Origin of the sequence: Aeromonas sp. s8 (genome assembly GCF_040907785.1) — a bacterium.
GTDB lineage: Bacteria > Pseudomonadota > Gammaproteobacteria > Enterobacterales > Aeromonadaceae > Aeromonas > Aeromonas veronii.
Window position 1 is genome coordinate 70,755 of sequence record NZ_JBFOCL010000038.1, and the last position, 16,130, is coordinate 86,884.

General features: G+C 59.2%; 17 protein-coding genes. 7 read left to right on the top strand and 10 right to left on the bottom strand.

Going from position 1 to position 16,130, the window contains the following annotated elements; all coding sequences use genetic code 11:
- Window positions 1–64: 64 nt before the first annotated feature.
- Genes rplI through rpsF form a run of 3 tightly spaced genes read right to left on the bottom strand, consistent with a single transcriptional unit; the run spans window position 65 to window position 1,211 of the window.
- Complete coding sequence (gene rplI / locus AB5Y86_RS11435; protein WP_005340490.1) at window positions 65–511, bottom strand: 50S ribosomal protein L9; 447 nt, start codon at window positions 509–511, stop codon at window positions 65–67.
- Window positions 512–563: 52 nt separating this feature from the next.
- A complete protein-coding gene (gene rpsR / locus AB5Y86_RS11440) occupies window positions 564–794 on the bottom strand; it encodes a 30S ribosomal protein S18 (RefSeq protein WP_005308890.1) in 231 nt (76 codons plus the stop codon).
- Between the two features lie 30 nt (window positions 795–824).
- Window positions 825–1,211, bottom strand: a complete 387-nt coding sequence (gene rpsF / locus AB5Y86_RS11445; protein WP_005308887.1) for a 30S ribosomal protein S6 — start codon at window positions 1,209–1,211, stop codon at window positions 825–827.
- Window positions 1,212–1,448: 237 nt separating this feature from the next.
- Between rpsF and AB5Y86_RS11450 the strand changes: the two genes are divergently transcribed.
- The 3 genes from AB5Y86_RS11450 to AB5Y86_RS11460 all read left to right on the top strand — a co-directional run bounded on the left by AB5Y86_RS11450 (window position 1,449) and on the right by AB5Y86_RS11460 (window position 4,248).
- A complete protein-coding gene (locus AB5Y86_RS11450; protein WP_005340487.1) occupies window positions 1,449–2,672 on the top strand; it encodes an Nramp family divalent metal transporter in 1,224 nt (407 codons plus the stop codon).
- Window positions 2,673–2,783: 111 nt separating this feature from the next.
- Window positions 2,784–3,641 carry a hypothetical protein gene (locus AB5Y86_RS11455; RefSeq protein ID WP_368192896.1) on the top strand — a complete coding sequence of 286 codons (858 nt, stop codon included), beginning with the start codon at window positions 2,784–2,786 and terminating at the stop codon, window positions 3,639–3,641.
- Window positions 3,642–3,804: 163 nt separating this feature from the next.
- On the top strand, window positions 3,805–4,248 hold the full coding sequence (locus AB5Y86_RS11460; protein WP_368192897.1) for a PACE efflux transporter: 444 nt from the start codon (window positions 3,805–3,807) through the stop codon (window positions 4,246–4,248).
- Window positions 4,249–4,375: 127 nt separating this feature from the next.
- Here AB5Y86_RS11460 and hupA read toward each other — a convergent pair whose 3' ends face one another.
- Entirely contained in the window at window positions 4,376–4,648 is a 273-nt protein-coding gene (hupA, locus tag AB5Y86_RS11465) for a nucleoid-associated protein HU-alpha (RefSeq protein WP_005340484.1), read from the bottom strand.
- Between the two features lie 337 nt (window positions 4,649–4,985).
- Here hupA and AB5Y86_RS11470 point away from each other — a divergent pair, with 337 nt between their 5' ends.
- Entirely contained in the window at window positions 4,986–5,468 is a 483-nt protein-coding gene (locus AB5Y86_RS11470) for an Rsd/AlgQ family anti-sigma factor (RefSeq protein WP_005348975.1), read from the top strand.
- Between the two features lie 100 nt (window positions 5,469–5,568).
- Window positions 5,569–5,949, top strand: coding sequence for a PilZ domain-containing protein (locus tag AB5Y86_RS11475; RefSeq protein ID WP_005340482.1), 381 nt, complete (start codon window positions 5,569–5,571; stop codon window positions 5,947–5,949).
- Between the two features lie 81 nt (window positions 5,950–6,030).
- Here the strand turns inward: AB5Y86_RS11475 and radA are convergent, their stop codons facing one another.
- The gene (gene radA / locus AB5Y86_RS11480; protein WP_005340481.1) at window positions 6,031–7,398 is read right to left on the bottom strand and encodes a DNA repair protein RadA; all 1,368 of its coding nucleotides are present in this window, start codon (window positions 7,396–7,398) and stop codon (window positions 6,031–6,033) included.
- 100 nt (window positions 7,399–7,498) lie between these two features.
- Between radA and AB5Y86_RS11485 the strand changes: the two genes are divergently transcribed.
- A complete protein-coding gene (locus AB5Y86_RS11485) occupies window positions 7,499–9,877 on the top strand; it encodes a PilZ domain-containing protein (protein ID WP_019445559.1) in 2,379 nt (792 codons plus the stop codon).
- 54 nt (window positions 9,878–9,931) lie between these two features.
- On the opposite strand, the gene AB5Y86_RS11490 is transcribed toward AB5Y86_RS11485, so the two are convergent.
- On the bottom strand, window positions 9,932–10,837 hold the full coding sequence (locus AB5Y86_RS11490; RefSeq protein WP_368192898.1) for an alpha/beta fold hydrolase: 906 nt from the start codon (window positions 10,835–10,837) through the stop codon (window positions 9,932–9,934).
- A gap of 28 nt (window positions 10,838–10,865) precedes the next feature.
- Entirely contained in the window at window positions 10,866–11,876 is a 1,011-nt protein-coding gene (gene serB, locus AB5Y86_RS11495; protein WP_368192899.1) for a phosphoserine phosphatase SerB, read from the bottom strand.
- Between the two features lie 120 nt (window positions 11,877–11,996).
- Between serB and AB5Y86_RS11500 the strand changes: the two genes are divergently transcribed.
- Window positions 11,997–12,617 carry a YtjB family periplasmic protein gene (locus AB5Y86_RS11500; RefSeq protein ID WP_005348965.1) on the top strand — a complete coding sequence of 207 codons (621 nt, stop codon included), beginning with the start codon at window positions 11,997–11,999 and terminating at the stop codon, window positions 12,615–12,617.
- 67 nt (window positions 12,618–12,684) lie between these two features.
- Here the strand turns inward: AB5Y86_RS11500 and deoD are convergent, their stop codons facing one another.
- The 3 genes from deoD to deoA all read right to left on the bottom strand — a co-directional run bounded on the left by deoD (window position 12,685) and on the right by deoA (window position 16,032).
- On the bottom strand, window positions 12,685–13,401 hold the full coding sequence (gene deoD / locus AB5Y86_RS11505; RefSeq protein WP_005340471.1) for a purine-nucleoside phosphorylase: 717 nt from the start codon (window positions 13,399–13,401) through the stop codon (window positions 12,685–12,687).
- Window positions 13,402–13,477: 76 nt separating this feature from the next.
- Window positions 13,478–14,686 carry a phosphopentomutase gene (locus tag AB5Y86_RS11510; protein WP_005340470.1) on the bottom strand — a complete coding sequence of 403 codons (1,209 nt, stop codon included), beginning with the start codon at window positions 14,684–14,686 and terminating at the stop codon, window positions 13,478–13,480.
- Window positions 14,687–14,700: 14 nt separating this feature from the next.
- On the bottom strand, window positions 14,701–16,032 hold the full coding sequence (gene deoA, locus AB5Y86_RS11515; protein WP_005341327.1) for a thymidine phosphorylase: 1,332 nt from the start codon (window positions 16,030–16,032) through the stop codon (window positions 14,701–14,703).
- Between the last annotated feature and the right edge of the window lie 98 nt (window positions 16,033–16,130).

Sequence of the window (16,130 nt, forward strand, 5' to 3'; positions counted from 1 at the left end):
CCCGGGCCGGAAAATAAAAAACCCGCGCAAAAGCGCGGGTTTTTTCTGCAAAAGCGAATAGCTATTACAGGGCAACAACCTGGATCTGTACGGTTGCTTTAACGTCAGCGTGCAGCTGAACAGCAACTTCGTAGTCACCGGTGTTACGCAGAACGTTGCCCATGCGGACTTCGCTCTTGGCAACGGCTACGCCGGCAGCAGTGATGGCTTCAGCCACGTCACGGGTACCGATGGAACCGAACAGCTTGCCTTCGTCGCCAGACTTGGAAGCGATAACCACGGTAGCCAGTTCGGCCAGCTTGGCAGCACGCTCTTCAGCAGCAGCTTTGTTGGCAGCCAGTTTGGCTTCCAGCTCAGCGCGACGAGCACCGAAAGCTTCGATGTTGGCCTTGGTGGCCATAACAGCTTTGCCTTGCGGGATCAGGTAGTTACGGGCATAACCAGATTTCACGGAAACTTGGTCACCCAGACCGCCCAGTTTGGCGATTTTGTCGAGCAGGATAACTTGCATTACCTTTCCTCTATAAATTTCGTTGAGTTAGGCTTAAGTGCCGGGCCGATTCTTACTTGTTGTGCAGATCGGTGTACGGCAGCAGAGCCAGGTAACGAGCACGCTTGATGGCGCGTGCCAGCTGACGCTGATACTTGGCGCGGGTACCGGTGATACGGCTCGGTACGATCTTGCCAGATTCAGTGATGTAGTTTTTCAGAGTAACGATATCTTTGTAGTCGATCTCGGTAACGTTCTCGGCGGTGAAGCGGCAGAACTTACGACGACGGAAATAACGTGCCATGGCCTTTATCCTCTAGTCAGTGATCCAGAATTACTCTTCGGAAGCAGCTTCAGTAGCTTCTTCGCGGCGCTCGTCGTCACGACGGGTGAAGCGCTCTTCTTTGGCCTTGGCCATCGGAGAAACTTCAGTCACGGCGTGCTTGGTGCGCATGATCATGTTGCGGATAACGGCATCGTTGAAGCGGAAGTTGGTTTCCAGCTCATCGATAACGGCTTGCTCTGCTTCTACGTTCATCAGAACGTAGTGGGCTTTGTGCAGTTTGTCGATCGGGTAAGCCAGCTGACGACGGCCCCAATCTTCCAGGCGATGAATGGTACCACCGGAGGTGGTGATGGCGCCGGTGTAACGCTCGATCATGCCGGGAACTTGCTCGCTCTGGTCCGGATGAACCATGAAGACGATTTCGTAATGACGCATTTTAGCTCCTTACGGATTAATTCAGCCTCCGCCCAGGTGCAGCCAGACCTCGGAGGCAAGGAACATAAAGGTGTTTAGTCGCTGCTTTTCTAGGGCGGCATATTGTACGAAATCACATCCCTCACTGCAACTGACTGCCTTAAATGTTTTTCCCGATGGAAATCATCAGAAACAACAATTGATAACAATTATCATTTAGATCTATTCTCTCTCCATATCCTTATGGAGGGTGATGCCATGCAACCCGCACTAACGACTACGATTCCAGCCCGCAAATTCAAGCTGACCCTGCTCGGGCCTGCCTTTATCGCCGCCATCGGCTATATCGACCCGGGCAACTTCGCCACCAATATTCAGGCGGGCTCTACCTTTGGCTACCAACTGCTCTGGGTAGTGGTATGGGCAAACTTGATGGCAATGCTGGTGCAAACCCTCTCGGCCAAACTCGGTATCGTCACCGGCAAGAATCTGGCGGAGCACATCCGCGACCGACTGCCAAAACCGGCGGTCTGGGCCTACTGGGTGCAGGCAGAGATCATCGCCATGGCCACCGATCTCGCCGAATTTATCGGCGCCGCAGTCGGCTTCAAGCTGTTGCTTGGCGTGACCTTGCTTGAAGGAGCCTGTATCACCGCCGTAGTGACCTGGGGGATCCTGATGCTGCAATCCCGTGGTCAGAAACCGCTGGAGTTCGTAGTCGGTGGCCTGCTGTTGTTTGTCGCGGCGGCCTACATCGTCGAGCTGATCTTCTCCCGCCCCCATCTGCCCAGCCTGCTGGAGGGCGCCCTCTTCCCCGGTCTGCCCAACAGCGATGCCGTCTATCTGGCTGCCGGTGTGCTCGGTGCCACCGTGATGCCCCACGTTATCTACTTGCACTCAGCACTGACCCAGCACACGCAGGATCAGGGCTCGGTCAGCCAGCGGCTGCACACCACCCGGGTCGATGTGGCGATTGCCATGACCATCGCCGGCTTCGTCAATCTGGCGATGATGGCGATGGCGGCCGCTGCGTTCCACAGCTCGGGCCACCAGCAGGTGGCGGAGCTGGAATCCGCCTACCAGACCCTCACTCCGCTGCTGGGTCAGGCTGCCGCCACCTTGTTTGGCCTCTCGCTGGTCGCCTCCGGCATCAGCTCTACCGTGGTAGGGACCCTGGCCGGGCAAGTGGTGATGCAGGGTTTTGTCCGCTTTACCATCCCGCTCTGGCTGCGACGCGCCATCACCATGGCTCCCGCCTTCGTGGTGATCGCCATGGGGCTCAACACCACCGAAATTCTGGTGCTGAGTCAGGTGATCCTGAGCTTTGGCATCGCGCTGGCCCTGATCCCGCTGTTGATGCTGACCGGCGATCGGGCACTGATGGGGCAACATCGTAACCACCCCGTCACCCAGGCGGTAGGACGCCTTATCGTTGCGCTGGTGATCGGGCTCAACGCCTATCTGCTGGTTGCCATGATCTAGCGAACCGTAAAACCGAGAAGAGGGGCTCATTAACACTGGTTAATGAGCCCTTTCGCACTTTGGCGTATGCTGCCGCTTTCTCTTCTCATTTATCGTTGCGGGAGCCTTGCCATGGAACATACCCGAGCCAGCTTCGTACTGGGCCATCATCAAGAGCAGGCCAGCGTGGTCTGCTGCCAGCGCGGTGAAACCACGCTGCTGGTCACCGACCTCACCCCCTTTCATCCCCAAAGCCATCTCTGGCCCGATCAGCCGGGCGATATGGGCCATGTTCGCTGGGAAGGGGGCGAAGCCGCCATTGGCCCTTGCCGGATGGGGGCCATCAGCCCGGATGGCGAGCTGTTTGTCGATACTGCGATTCCGGTCAAACGGGGCGCAGAGGGGTGGAGTTTCGTGGTGGTCCATCCGCTGACCGGTGACCATGAGCTGGCCGTTGGCAGCCAGGTCGAATTGCAAGTAGATAGCACTGCCCGCCACGCTCTGAGTCTGGGCCACAGCGGCTGCCATCTGGCTGCCCTCGCTCTAAACCGAACTCTCACTCCTTACTGGCGCAAAGAAGTGAGTGAGCGCGATGCACTGGGCCAACCCGATTTCGACCGTCTCGCCATCCAGAGTTCACGAGTCGAGCCTTGCGGTTCGCGGGAGCAGTACCGCATCGGCAAGAGCCTGCGCAAGAAGGGGGTCAACAGCGAAGCGCTGCTGGCGGATCTGGCGCTGATTGAAGAGCAGGTCAACCGGCAACTGGCCGACTGGATCGCAGCCGGGAGCGAAATCCGCCGCAGCCGCGCTGGCGAGGCGATCATCGATTCCCGTTACTGGCACTGCATGCTGGAAGGCCAGGAGGTGACCATTCCCTGTGGTGGCACCCATGTTGCCTCGCTCGCCGAGTTGGGGGAGGTCAAGGTAGAGCTCACACAAGTGGAAGAGGGCTTTGCCATGCTGACCCAGGTCACGCCAACCGACGCCTGAGTCGCAGACTTGACCACTCAGGGCTAACGCCCAAATTGGCAATAGAGACGTATCGTAAAGAGGGGGCATCATCATGCCCCTCAACGCCAGTCATGACGGGCCGATGCTTCTCTTTTAACCACTCCCTGATTAGAATGCGCCTCCCACAGGAGGCACATCACCCATGAGTAGTACCCAACTACGCACCACCCCGGATCGACTTCGTTATCTGGTTCTCTACGAAGGCATCGGGCTGGCACTGGTCGCACCGCTGATCAGCCAGCTGTTCGGTCAGGGCGTCGCCGAGGTCGGTTCGCTGGCCATCTTCTTCTCCATCGTCGCCACCGCCTGGACCTACGGCTGGAACCTGTTGTTCGACAAGGGGTTACTCAAACTGTGCGGGCGCACCAACAAGCGACCACTGGACCGCTTCCTGCACGCGTTTGGCTATGAGGCGAGCTTTATGATGCTCTCCCTCCCCTACGTCATGTTCTGGCTCGATTTGGGAGTGTGGGACGCCCTGATGCTGGATCTCGGCTTCGTCGCCTTCTACCTCGTCTACATCATGGTCTTTACCTGGGCCTATGAGCGGAGCTGGCCGCTGCCATCCACTCCGCAAACGGCATAAGGCCTCAGCCGCAACGAGGTTGACAGAAGGAAAAGTCAGGAAGGACTAATAGGAAGGATGGGAGAATCCCATAAAAACAATGCCAGTCAGCAAGCTGACTGGCATTGGACAAAACAGACTTTCGGACTTACTTGACGGCGTCTTTCAGAGCCTTGCCAGCCACGAATGAAGGCACGTTGGCAGCAGCAATCTGGATCTCTTTACCAGTTTGCGGGTTACGACCGGTGCGGCCTGCGCGGTGGGTGACCTTGAAGGTGCCAAAACCGACCAGTTGCACAGCATCGCCTTCTTTCAAGCTCTGGGTAATACCATTGATGATCTCTTCCAGAGCCACTTTGGCCTGAGCTTTGCTCAGATCTGCTTTGGCGGCAATCGCATCGACAAGTTGAGCTTTGTTCATAACATTTCCTTTATGATCGGGCATTTAGCGCTGGGTCACTCTATGCAAAAAAAAACGCACAGGCAAAGCCTTTATCGAGCCGAACGCGTCAAACGCTGGGGTTTTCATCAAGATCTGCGGAAATAGTCACATTCCACACGCGAAAAACCGTGGGCAGGCCTGAAACCTGCTAGCACGCAGACACAATCCGCTGACTATTTCTTCGCCACTTAACATTATCCCCCCATGGCTATTGACGCTTGCCCAGATTTTCCCTAGTTATAGGTTGTGTCACTGCTCAAACGGCTCGGAATACCGAACCATCGGCCAGCCTTTGCCCCACGGAGGGATAGGGATTATGTTGACGAAACTGGAACAGACCAAGCAGGCGCTGGCAGGCAAGCATAAGGCTATCGACGACTGGCTGGATGCAAGGCAAGCGTTGCTGGTCGGATACATGCAGCTGGCAGGCCTCACTCCGGCGCGGACCAAGCAACGCAGCCTGCCCAAAACAGAAGAGCTGCATCAGTTTTGCGACCGCCTGGTCGACTATGTCAGCGCAGGCCATTTCGAGATCTACCACCACGTCGTCACCGCCTTCGAGCAAGCCAGCGGCGAAACACTGGAGCTGGCCAAGCGCATCTATCCCCATATTCGTAACAGCACTGAATTCGCCCTCGAGTTCAACGACAAATACAGTGATGCCGACGAGGCCCAATTGCTGCTACTGGATGATGATCTCAACGAGTTGGGTCCGGTTCTGGAAGAGCGGTTCAAACAGGAAGATCGCCTGGTCAAGGCGCTTCATGTGGTGGAATCCTTGAGTACACAGCAAGCCTGAATGCCATTTTCGGAGCAAGTTCAAGATACTGGCAACCAAGGTGGATTACACTCAGAGCAATGACCCTAGCGTCCACACTTATTGCATACAGGAGATGAGCATGTCTGAGCGCCGCCGTTTTGCACGGATCCTCTACTTGACCATGGCAGAACTCACCCAGGGGGAACAGAAGTGGCAGACCCAGCTTGTCGACGTCTCCTTGCAGGGGGCCCTGCTGATCCGCCCCGACGACTGGGAGAGCCGTGACAACAAGGAGTACCAGCTCAGCTTTATCCTGAGCGGTAGCGATATCGAGATCAAAATGCAGGTCGAGCTGACCCACGAAGCCAGCAAGAAGCTGGGTTTCTACTGCCACCACATCGATATCGACAGCGCCACCCATCTCAAGCGGATGATCGAGCTTAACGTCGGCGACGAAGAGCTGCTCCACCGCGAGCTGGAACAACTGCTGAGCGAGCATCTGGAACACAGCCAGCCCTGATAGCAGGTTCCAGCCCATAAAAAAGAGCGCCGAGGCGCTCTTTTTTCGTTGTGCGGTTGTCTCGATTGCAATGCTGAGGGATTACAGCGCCTCGAGTGCCTCAGACAGCTTCTTGACCGGCACCACTTCCATCCCTTCGATGGGGTGCTTGGGGGCATTGGCGTGCGGCACGATTGCGCGACGAAAACCGTGTTTGGCCGCCTCCTGCAACCGTTCCTGACCGGATGGCACAGGGCGAATTTCACCGGAAAGACCCACTTCGCCGAATACCACCAGATCCTTGGGCAGCGCCTGATCCCGGAAGCTGGAGACCATCGCCAGCAGCAGCGCCAAGTCCGCACTGGTCTCCTCGACCTTGACCCCGCCAACCACGTTGATGAAGACATCCTGATCCGCCATCTGCAACCCGCCGTGACGGTGCAGCACCGCCAGCAACATGGCGAGCCTGTTGTGATCCATCCCCACCGCCACCCTGCGCGGGTTGGAGAGCTGGGAGTAGTCCACCAGCGCCTGCAACTCCACCAGCAGCGGTCGGGTGCCCTCCCAGATCACCATGACGATGGAACCGGGCGCCTGCTCCTGCCCCCGGCTGAGGAAGATGGCGGAGGGGTTGCTCACCTCGCGCATCCCCTGCTCGGTCATGGCAAAAACCCCCAGCTCGTTGACCGCACCAAAGCGGTTCTTGTGGGAACGCAGAGTCCGAAAACGGGAGTCATGGCCACCATCAAGCAGCACAGAGCAGTCGATGCAGTGCTCCAGCACCTTGGGACCCGCCAGACTGCCATCCTTGGTCACATGGCCCACCATGAAGATGGCCACATGATTCTGCTTGGCGTAGCGAGTCAGCAGTGCAGCCGCTTCGCGCACCTGTGAGACTGAACCGGGGGACGATTGCACATCCGCCACATGCATCACCTGAATGGAGTCAATCACCATGATCTGCGGCTGCTCCTGCTGGGCAATCAGGCAAATCTGCTCGACGCTGGTCTCGGAGAGCATCCGCAGCTTGTCGGTGGGCAGCCCAAGGCGGTTGGCCCGCATCGCAACTTGCTGGAGCGACTCCTCGCCGGTGACATAGAGGGTTTTCATCCGTTCAGCGAGACCACACATGGTCTGCAGCAGCAGGGTGGACTTGCCCGCCCCCGGGTTGCCGCCGATCAGAATGGCCGAGCCGGGCACCACACCGCCACCAAGTACCCGATCCAGCTCCTTGAAACCTGAGGTAAAACGGGGGATTTCGGTGGTGGCGATCTCTGCCAGTGTCTGTACCTGACTGCCGACCGCGCCGGCATAACCGGTGTAACGGGCACTCTTGCCAGCGGGGCTCACCGAACCGAGGCGCACCTCGGTGATGGTATTCCACTCCTTGCACTCGCTGCATTGACCTTGCCAGCGTGTGAAGTCGGCACCACATTCGGAACAAACATAAGCAGTTTTATTTTTGGCCATTGATAACTCGGGGACAGGATGAATTCCTGCTTGATATACTTGTTTGCGACCGACAGATCAAACCCAGAATCGGAAAAGTGACTTTCCGTGGCAGGAACAAATGGATTCAGAACACCAGCAACATCTGATTGAACAACTCGTCCCCTTGCTGCGGGAGAAAGATTTCGAGGAGATCTTCAACCGCATGACTCAGGAGGAAAACAGCAACAGCCGTTTTCTGATCAAGATGGAGCTCAAGCGCAAGTGCTCCCCCTGCCGCAGGGTCATCGACATGCGCGATGAGCTGGAGGATGAGTGCCTGGTGCATGAGTTCGACGGCATCACTCACTTCATGCCCGCCGATGCGATTGCCCTGTTCCAGTCCCAGTGCTATCTATACCGCGATATTTATACCCTCGGTGTCTACGAGGCGCTGCAACAGTGGCAAAAACAGCACCACAACGCCCGCGTGGATGGTCAGCTGTCTCCCCCGGCCAGCCCCTTCCGGCAATATGATGTCAACACCATCGCCTTTGCCAGCTACTATGGCCGCCGCCAGGAGCGGATGCACTTCAGCTCGCCGGTGCTGATCAAGTTTCAGGACGGGGAGAAGCTGTTCGCCAAGAGTTCCGATCTCTCGCTGGGTGGCATGAGAGTCTCGGTACCCTATCTGCCTAACTATCACACCGGCGCCCAGGTGGAGGTCTTCTTTACCGGACTAGAGCGGGACACCCCCAATCCGGTGCTGCATCAGCCGGTCGGCTATCAGATCCTCGGCGAAGAGAGCAAAGAGGGGAAATACTGGCTGCGACTGGTGCGCTCCGGCGAACAGCCCGCCTTCGACGCCTTCCTCAGCGACTTTATCGATGCCAACAAGATCCGCTATCGGGTCAGCGTCGACTATCTGCTCTCCGCCGCCATCATCAAGGGGTATGAGCAGTTCTACCTGCCGCGGATGACCGGCATGCCGCTCTTCTTCGGCACCGGCGACAGCCCCAATCTCGAGATAGCCCTGCGTACGGAAAACAACCAGCACCTGCTGGAGTATTGGCGCGATGAGAAAAACCGTGATGCCCTCGCGGGGCTTTTCAGCGCAGAGCGGATGAAACGGCTCTGCCCGGCCCCCGGCACCACCACCGAGACCATCATCTACTGCTTTACCCACACGGTGCGCAGCCACATCTACTTCTTCTCCGCCACCGCCGAGGAGCTGCGCCAGAGTGGCCTCACCGCCCTCTTCTTCCAGGTGGGCTCACGCCGCCCCAGCTGGCGTGTCTACAAGTTCACGCTGGAGGCATGCGATCTGGTCGAGGCGGATGTGGGACAACTGCAGGGGCAGGACAATCCGCAGTTGCAAGATATCCTGCTGCTCGAGCGGCTCAAGCAGATCGGCTACTGCGGCCTGCTGCAGGAGATCGGGCTGGAGTCCCAGCGGGAAGAGTTCCATCAGGAAGGGGTCAGCAACAACGCCAACGAGCTGCAACGCTTTGGTCACGAGCAGGGGGTTGCCCCGTTCGAGATCGAGACCCTGCACTATGTTCAGCTACGCAAGGAGTCGCGCTACATCCACAAGACCGCGGTCGCCATCCATCACAACGGCAAATCCTGGATCGGCTGGACCCGCGACATCTCCACTCACGGCCTGCAAATCGAGCTGGAAGATGCCTTTATCGGCGAGAAGAACGATGTGGTGACCATCGCCTTGCCCCGCTTGCAGGAGCTCTCCAAGAGCATGGATCTGCAGCGCCTCTCCTACCGGCTGGTCAGTCTCAACATGACCCGCACCGTGCTGCACCTCTGCATCGAAGGGGATTCGGATCGCCATACCGGCCGCCAGTTCTTCAGTCTGCTTATCGAGAGCAACCAGAACAAGCTCAAGGCGGCGCAGGAGCAGCGCCGCTATCGTGGGCTGGCGCGGGCACTGCGCAACATCTACACCCACCACTTGTTCAACTCGCCGGTCTATGTCAACAAGCTGAAAGGCGCGCCCAAACCGGCCTCTATCGGCAAGTCTCTGCAACCGCGCAGTCTGCAGCGGCTGCTGCAAGCCTGTGCCGAGCTACCGGAGCAGGAGAACCTCTACCCGCTGTTTCAGGGGGAGCTGCTCAAGGAGCTGCTGATGAACCCGCTGCGAGCCATCGAGCGGGAGGACAAACCGAGAGAGGACGAGGTCTATATCGCCAGCATCCAGACCAAGGCTGGTCTGCCCATCTTCAGCAGTCGGCTGGCCAGCAGCTTTGCCAATGTCAAAGAGAAGCGTCAGTTCATCGAGCTGGCGCAGCAACAGGGGGAGTTCTACTCGGTGCTGGTCGGCATCTCCCGTACCGGACGGCCCGACACCAACTTCATCGCCAACGAGCTGGACTACATCGCCAAGTTCGCCATCCACAAGGCACGCAAGCTGGAAGAGGAGCTCTGGAGCGTGGTGGGGGTGGGCGAACTGACCGATACCACCCAGGCCACCCTGTTCCGCTTTGGCATCACGCCACCACTGAACTGATGATCCGGAAACAGACAAAAATGAAACAGGGCGCTCAATGCGCCCTGTTTTTTGTCATGCTGCCTGCGGGTTGAGCAGCCAGTCGAGGATCTGGGGAAAGTGATCCTCCTGGGCCTGCGGGGCGGTCAGCATATTGATGTGGTCATAATCGAGGCGGTTGCCGTTGTCCTTCCCCAATCGGGTGTGACGCGTGGCCGAACCCATCTCGTCGCTGAAGCGGCGCACATCGGTCGGGTGGCCCAGCACCTTGTCCGCCTTGGCCGAAATCATCCAGAGCGGTGGCCAGTTGACCCGTGCCGCCGCCTCGTCATAGGCAAAACCGTCGTGAGGATCCTGCCAGGGGCCGCACTTGACCCAGGGGATGGTCTCCTGCAGATAGCGCAGCGGCTCGTCGTCAGCACCGATCTTCAGAGTGCGAGCAGCCAGAAAACCACGGCGGCGAGCCAGCCAGGGAGCCAGCCGATTCCAGATCAGATCCACCTTCAGCCAACGCTCGGGATTGTGCACCGACACGCCGCGCTTGGTGCCAAAAAACAGCAGACTGGCCACCTGCTCCACCAGCTCGGGGAAGCGCACCAGGGTCGAGGCCATGATGACACCGCCCCAGGAGTGGGCCATCCAGTGCACCTTGAAACCATGATGGCGCTCTGCAATCCAGCGCTGCAGGGCGGGCAGATCCTCGGTAATCAGCTCATGCTGACCGTGCTCTGCCTGCTCGGCGATAGCCGGAGTGCTGAGCCCCCGCCCCCGCAAATCAGCCACATAGACCTGATAGCCGTGACGGGCCAGAAAGCAGGCCAGCCCCTTGCCCGATTCGGTATAGAAGATCCGCCCGTTCTCGATGGCGCCATGCACCATCAGGATCGGCTCGCCATGCACGGCGACCCGGGGTTTGATGTGGCGCACATGCAATTGATGGCCACCACAGGGGATAAACAGAGACTGCTGCAACAATTCCATTTTTATTGGTTTCCTCCTTGAAACACTGTCAGCGCTTGTCCCAGCGTTGCTCGCTGCAGGCCCGCGCCGCCAGCAGGCAGATCACCCCCTCCAGATCGTGATGATTGAGGGTGGCCGCCGCCTGCGCCCGCACCAGCGGCTTGGCGTGAATGGCGATGCCAAGACCCGCGACCCCCATCATTTTGAGATCGTTGGCACCATCGCCGATGGCCACGGTCTGGTCGGCAGCAATGCCGTACTCCTGAGCAAGCTGCTGCAACACCTCGGCCTTGACGCTGGCATCGACGATGCGCCCACTCACCTTGCCGGTCAGCTGGCCCCCCTCCACCGCCAGCTCGTTGGCGAAGATGGCATCCAATCCCAGCTCGCGCTGCAACTGGCCAGCAAAACGGGTAAAACCGCCGGAGGCGATGGCCACCTTCCAACCCGCCCCTTTGAGGGTATCGACCATCAGCTGCAAGCCCGGCATCCAGGGCATCCATGCCGCCACCTCGTCGAGAATGGTGACCGGCGCCCCCTCAAGCAGCGCGACCCGATTACGCAGACTGTCGGCAAACTCCAGTTTGCCCTGCATGGCTGCGGCCGTTACTGCCGCCACCTGCTCGCCGACCCCGGCAAGCCGGGCAATCTCGTCGATGCACTCGATGCGGATCGCGGTGGAGTCCATATCCATCACCAGCAGGCCGGGCTCCTTCAGGGTAGGTAACGCTGGCAGATGGCAGAGATCGATCTCCCACTCACCGCTCTTGAGCTCGGCCACCAGCTCGGCAGAGAAGCGATCGCAGCCAAGCAGCAGCAACGGCACGCCCGCCACCTCGGTGGGAGGATAGAGGGTGGCCGCCAACCCCTGTGCAGCCAACAAAGGTGACAAACACGCCAGATGGGATGCGCCCAGCCCCTTGCCAAACAGCACCAACCAGCCGCCAGCCTGCGGAGTCTCTGTCGGTTGCAACGCATCTGCGTGGAGCTGCCAACAGGGTGAGCCGGACAACAACGCGGGCCAATCGGATAACAGAGGGGGGAGCCGGGACAACAACATAAGGGATACGCCTTCCTTGGTGATCAGTGGGTTAACAATGCTGGCCCAGAGTAGCGTATTGCTTTTTGTACAGGCAAGCGCCAAGATCCCGCCACTCCTTGTTACCATGAGGTCTCGCGCTTGCAGCGTCATCTTCCCATCAAACGTGTTCTCAGCCTGGGTGCCGGTATCCTGCTCGGATGCTGGGTGCTCGGTGTGCTTATTCATATGCAGGGTGAAAGCCAGGCCTCGCTGCACAGCGAAGCGCGCAACCGGGCGCAGGCGCTGGTCGCCTATGCCGCCCGAGACATGAAACGCTGGATCAAGGAGGAGAAGAGCAGCGAGCTGGAGCGGCTGGCGCGGGATCTGGCGGCGGAGCCGGAGATCCTCGATGCCACCCTCTACGACGGACGCGGCATTCCCCTCGCCCAATCTGAGCAGGCGGTGCCGTTGGAGAGCCTGCTGCCCATCGGCAGCGATAACAAGTCACTGCCGGAGCAGGGCAAGGGGCGGATCCAGTTCGTGCAGGAGATCCGGGATGGCGAGCAGACCATCGGCTTCCTGCGCATCACCCTGGAAGAACAGCAGATGCTGGCAGACAAGGACACCCGGCTCAAGGTGGTGCAGGAGAAACAGCGGCTGATGCTGCTGGTCGCCCTGCTGGCCGGGGTGCTCATCTCGTACGGCGTGCGCCGCAACTACATGCGGGTGCGCAAGCACAAGAAAAAGAGTACGCCCCCCGCGCCGCCTCCGGAAAATTGATGGCACAACCAGTGAGCAGATACAAAAACGGCGGCCAGAAGGCCGCCGTTTCTTATTCGCAAGGGAATTACTTGTCGCCCAGCAGGACGGAATCCAGTGCGATCTCGATCATGTCGTTGAAGGTCAGCTGACGCTCTTCAGAGGTGGTCTGCTCACCGGTACGGATATGGTCGGAGACGGTGCAGATAGTCAGCGCCTTGGCACCGTATTCTGCGGCCACGCCGTAGATACCGGCGGCTTCCATCTCGACACCCAGGATGCCGTACTTTTCCATGACGTCGAACATGGAGGGGTCCGGAGTGTAGAACAGGTCGGCGGAGAAGATGTTACCGACGCGCACGGCAACGCCCTTGTTCTTGGCGGCCTGCACGGCATTGGCAACCAGGTCGAAGTCGGCGATGGCAGCGAAGTCGTGATCTTTGAAGCGCAGACGGTTTACTTTGGAATCGGTGCAGGCACCCATACCGATCACCACGTCACGCAGTTTCACGTCTTCACGCACGGCGCCACAGGAGCCCACGCGGATCAGGGTCTTCACACCGTAATCGGTGATCAGCTCTTTTGCGTAGATGGAGCAGGACGGGATACCCATGCCGTGACCCATGACGGAGATACGACGGCCCTTGTAGGTACCGGTGAAACCGAACATGTTGCGCACGTCGCAGATCTGCTCGACGTTCTCCAGGAAAGTTTCAGCGATGTACTTGGCGCGCAGGGGGTCGCCCGGCATCAGCACGGTATCAGCAAAGGCGCCATCTTTCGCATTGATATGAGGAGTTGCCATTCTCTTGATTCCTTCACACTAGGTTGAGTTTTATTGTTTTATAAATTGCCCGCCGCCGAAGTGGCGGGCGGGTAAATTACAGGAAGCTGGTACCGTATGCCAGTTTCGGCAGGCCATGGTAAGCCGCGATGCTCTGGCCGATATCGGCAAAGGTCTCGCGACGACCGACGGAGCCAGCCTTGACCGGCTTGCCGAAGAACAGCACCGGAATGTATTCACGGGTGTGGTCGGTCCCACCCCAGGTCGGGTCACAGCCGTGGTCCGCAGTCAGCACCACCACGTCGCCATCTTGCAGCAGATCAAACAGCTCCGGCAGGCGGGAATCGAAATACTCCAGCGCACCGGCATAACCGGCAACGTCACGGCGGTGGCCGTAGGAGGAGTCGAAGTCGACGAAGTTGGTGAAGACGATGGTGTTGTCACCGGCCGCTTTCACCTCTTCCAGCGTGCGATCCCACAACTCGGTCAGACCGGTCCCTTTCACCTGCTTGGTGATGCCCTGCTGGGCATAGATGTCGGCAATCTTGCCGATGGAGACCACCTGACCGCCCGCATCTTTCATGTAATCCAGCACGGTCGGCGCCGGCGGCAGCACTGAGTAGTCGTGACGGTTGCCGGTGCGCTTGAAGTTGCCCTTGCCAGTACCTACGAACGGACGCGCAATCACGCGGCCGATGTTGTAGGGCTCCAGCAGCTCGCGCACGATGTGGCACAGCTCATAGAGCTTCTCGAGGCCGTAGGTCTCTTCGTGGCAGGCAATCTGGAACACGGAGTCGGCAGAGGTGTAGAGGATCGGCTTGCCGGTGCGCATGTGCTCTTCGCCCAGATCGTCCAGCACCTGGGTACCGGAAGCGTGGCAGTTGCCCAGATAGCCCGGCAGACCGGCCTTCTCGACGATGGCGTCCAGCAGCTCCTGCGGGAAGCTGTTGTGGTGATCCTTGAAGTAGCCCCACTCGAACAGCACAGGCACACCGGCGATCTCCCAGTGACCGGACGGGGTGTCCTTTCCGGAGGAGAGCTCCTGCGCAAAGCCGTAGGCACCGACCACCTCGATATCTTTCTTCAGCCCTTCCGGGAAGTAGCCGGAGGCCTGTTCGCAGGCGTGGCCCAGACCCAGCTTGTTGAGGTTCGGCAGATTGAGGGCGCCACGGCCTTCAATTTCACCTGCCGCACACGCCTTGGCGATATGGCCAAGGGTGTTGGCGCCCACATCTCCGAACTTGTCGGCGTCGGCAGCAGCGCCAATACCGAAAGAGTCCATCATCAGAATAAAGGTACGTTTCATGGGTCTTCCCCTTGTTACAAATCGGCCAGGGTGATACGGCGGTACACTTCAGGCAGTGCCTCCGGCCGCTCGCCACCAATCCGGACAGCCGCCTGCACCATGCTGGCAGCCTGAGCATATTGCTCTTCAGTCTGAGCGTGGATCATCGCGATCGGCTTGTCAGCATCAACGCTTTGACCCAGGCGGATAAAGTCGGTCAGACCGACCGCATAATCAAGTTTGTCACCGGCAGCACGGCGACCACCGCCCATGGCGACCACAGCCAGACCCAGCTCGCGGGTATCCATGGCAGTCACGAAGCCGCTATTGGCCGCGAAGACCGGGCGTACGATGGCGGCCTTGGGCAGGTAAGCGTCGTAACGCTCCATAAAATCGGCCGGGCCACCGAGACCTGTCACCATCCGACCGAAGATCTCGGCCGCCTTGCCGTTATCCAGCACCGCCTGCAGCTTGGCGCGGGCATCGCGCTCGTCGCTGGCCAAGCCTGCAGAGATCAGCATCTCGGCGCACAGCGCCATGGTCACTTCGTGGATGCGCGGGTTGCGGTATTCACCGGTCAGGTAACGCACCGCTTCACGTACTTCCACCGCGTTACCGGCGCTGGATGCCAGCACCTGGTTCATATCGGTCAAGAGCGCAGAGGTGCGGCAGCCGGCACCGTTGGCCACGGCCACAATGCTCTTGGCCAGCTCTTCGGAGGCTTCGAAGGTCGGCATAAAGGCGCCGGAGCCCACTTTCACATCCATCACCAGCGCTTCGAGCCCGGAGGCGAGCTTCTTGGAGAGGATGGAGCCGGTGATCATCGCGATGGATTCAACGGTGGCGGTGATGTCACGTACTGCATAGATACGCTTGTCAGCGGGGGCAAGATCGCCGGTCTGGCCGATGATGGCAACACCCGCCTCTTTCACCACTTTCAGGAAACGGTCGTTGTCGACCGAGGTCTGGTAGCCGGGAATGGCATCCAGTTTGTCGAGGGTGCCGCCGGTGTGGCCCAGGCCACGACCGGAGATCATCGGCACGAAACCGCCACAGGCAGCGACCATCGGGCCAAGCATCAGAGAGACCACATCACCCACACCGCCGGTGGAGTGTTTGTCGACAATCGGGCCACCCAGATTGAGGTGATCCCAGGTCAGCACCATGCCGGAGTCGCGCATGGCGCAGGTCAGGGCGACCCGCTCATCCATGGTCATGTCTTTGAAGTAGACCGCCATCGCCAGCGCGGCAATCTGCCCCTCGCCGATGGTGTTGTTGGTAATGCCCTGAACAAAGAATTGAATTTCTTGGGTACTGAGCGCTTCACCGTTGCGCTTCTTGCGAATAATTTCTTGAGGCAAAAACATCTTTCATTCCCTCCGCCATTGCTGGCGTTACACAAGCCTGAATCCTTGCCCGCACACCGCATGGTGGGGGCTAACAGGGCGGACAGCTGTCCGCCCTC

Bases quoted from the DNA above. Each gene is read 5' to 3' on its own strand.
- deoA (WP_005341327.1), bottom strand. From the start codon at position 16,032: ATGTTTTTGCCTCAAGAAATTATTCGCAAGAAGCGCAACGGTGAAGCG.
- AB5Y86_RS11455 (WP_368192896.1), top strand. From the start codon at position 2,784: ATGGAACATACCCGAGCCAGCTTCGTACTGGGCCATCATCAAGAGCAG.
- rplI (WP_005340490.1), bottom strand. From the start codon at position 511: ATGCAAGTTATCCTGCTCGACAAAATCGCCAAACTGGGCGGTCTGGGT.
- radA (WP_005340481.1), bottom strand. From the start codon at position 7,398: ATGGCCAAAAATAAAACTGCTTATGTTTGTTCCGAATGTGGTGCCGAC.
- AB5Y86_RS11470 (WP_005348975.1), top strand. From the start codon at position 4,986: ATGTTGACGAAACTGGAACAGACCAAGCAGGCGCTGGCAGGCAAGCAT.
- AB5Y86_RS11510 (WP_005340470.1), bottom strand. From the start codon at position 14,686: ATGAAACGTACCTTTATTCTGATGATGGACTCTTTCGGTATTGGCGCT.
- AB5Y86_RS11475 (WP_005340482.1), top strand. From the start codon at position 5,569: ATGTCTGAGCGCCGCCGTTTTGCACGGATCCTCTACTTGACCATGGCA.
- rpsF (WP_005308887.1), bottom strand. From the start codon at position 1,211: ATGCGTCATTACGAAATCGTCTTCATGGTTCATCCGGACCAGAGCGAG.
- AB5Y86_RS11490 (WP_368192898.1), bottom strand. From the start codon at position 10,837: ATGGAATTGTTGCAGCAGTCTCTGTTTATCCCCTGTGGTGGCCATCAA.
- deoD (WP_005340471.1), bottom strand. From the start codon at position 13,401: ATGGCAACTCCTCATATCAATGCGAAAGATGGCGCCTTTGCTGATACC.
- hupA (WP_005340484.1), bottom strand. From the start codon at position 4,648: ATGAACAAAGCTCAACTTGTCGATGCGATTGCCGCCAAAGCAGATCTG.
- rpsR (WP_005308890.1), bottom strand. From the start codon at position 794: ATGGCACGTTATTTCCGTCGTCGTAAGTTCTGCCGCTTCACCGCCGAG.
- serB (WP_368192899.1), bottom strand. From the start codon at position 11,876: ATGTTGTTGTCCCGGCTCCCCCCTCTGTTATCCGATTGGCCCGCGTTG.
- AB5Y86_RS11460 (WP_368192897.1), top strand. From the start codon at position 3,805: ATGAGTAGTACCCAACTACGCACCACCCCGGATCGACTTCGTTATCTG.
- AB5Y86_RS11450 (WP_005340487.1), top strand. From the start codon at position 1,449: ATGCAACCCGCACTAACGACTACGATTCCAGCCCGCAAATTCAAGCTG.
- AB5Y86_RS11485 (WP_019445559.1), top strand. From the start codon at position 7,499: ATGGATTCAGAACACCAGCAACATCTGATTGAACAACTCGTCCCCTTG.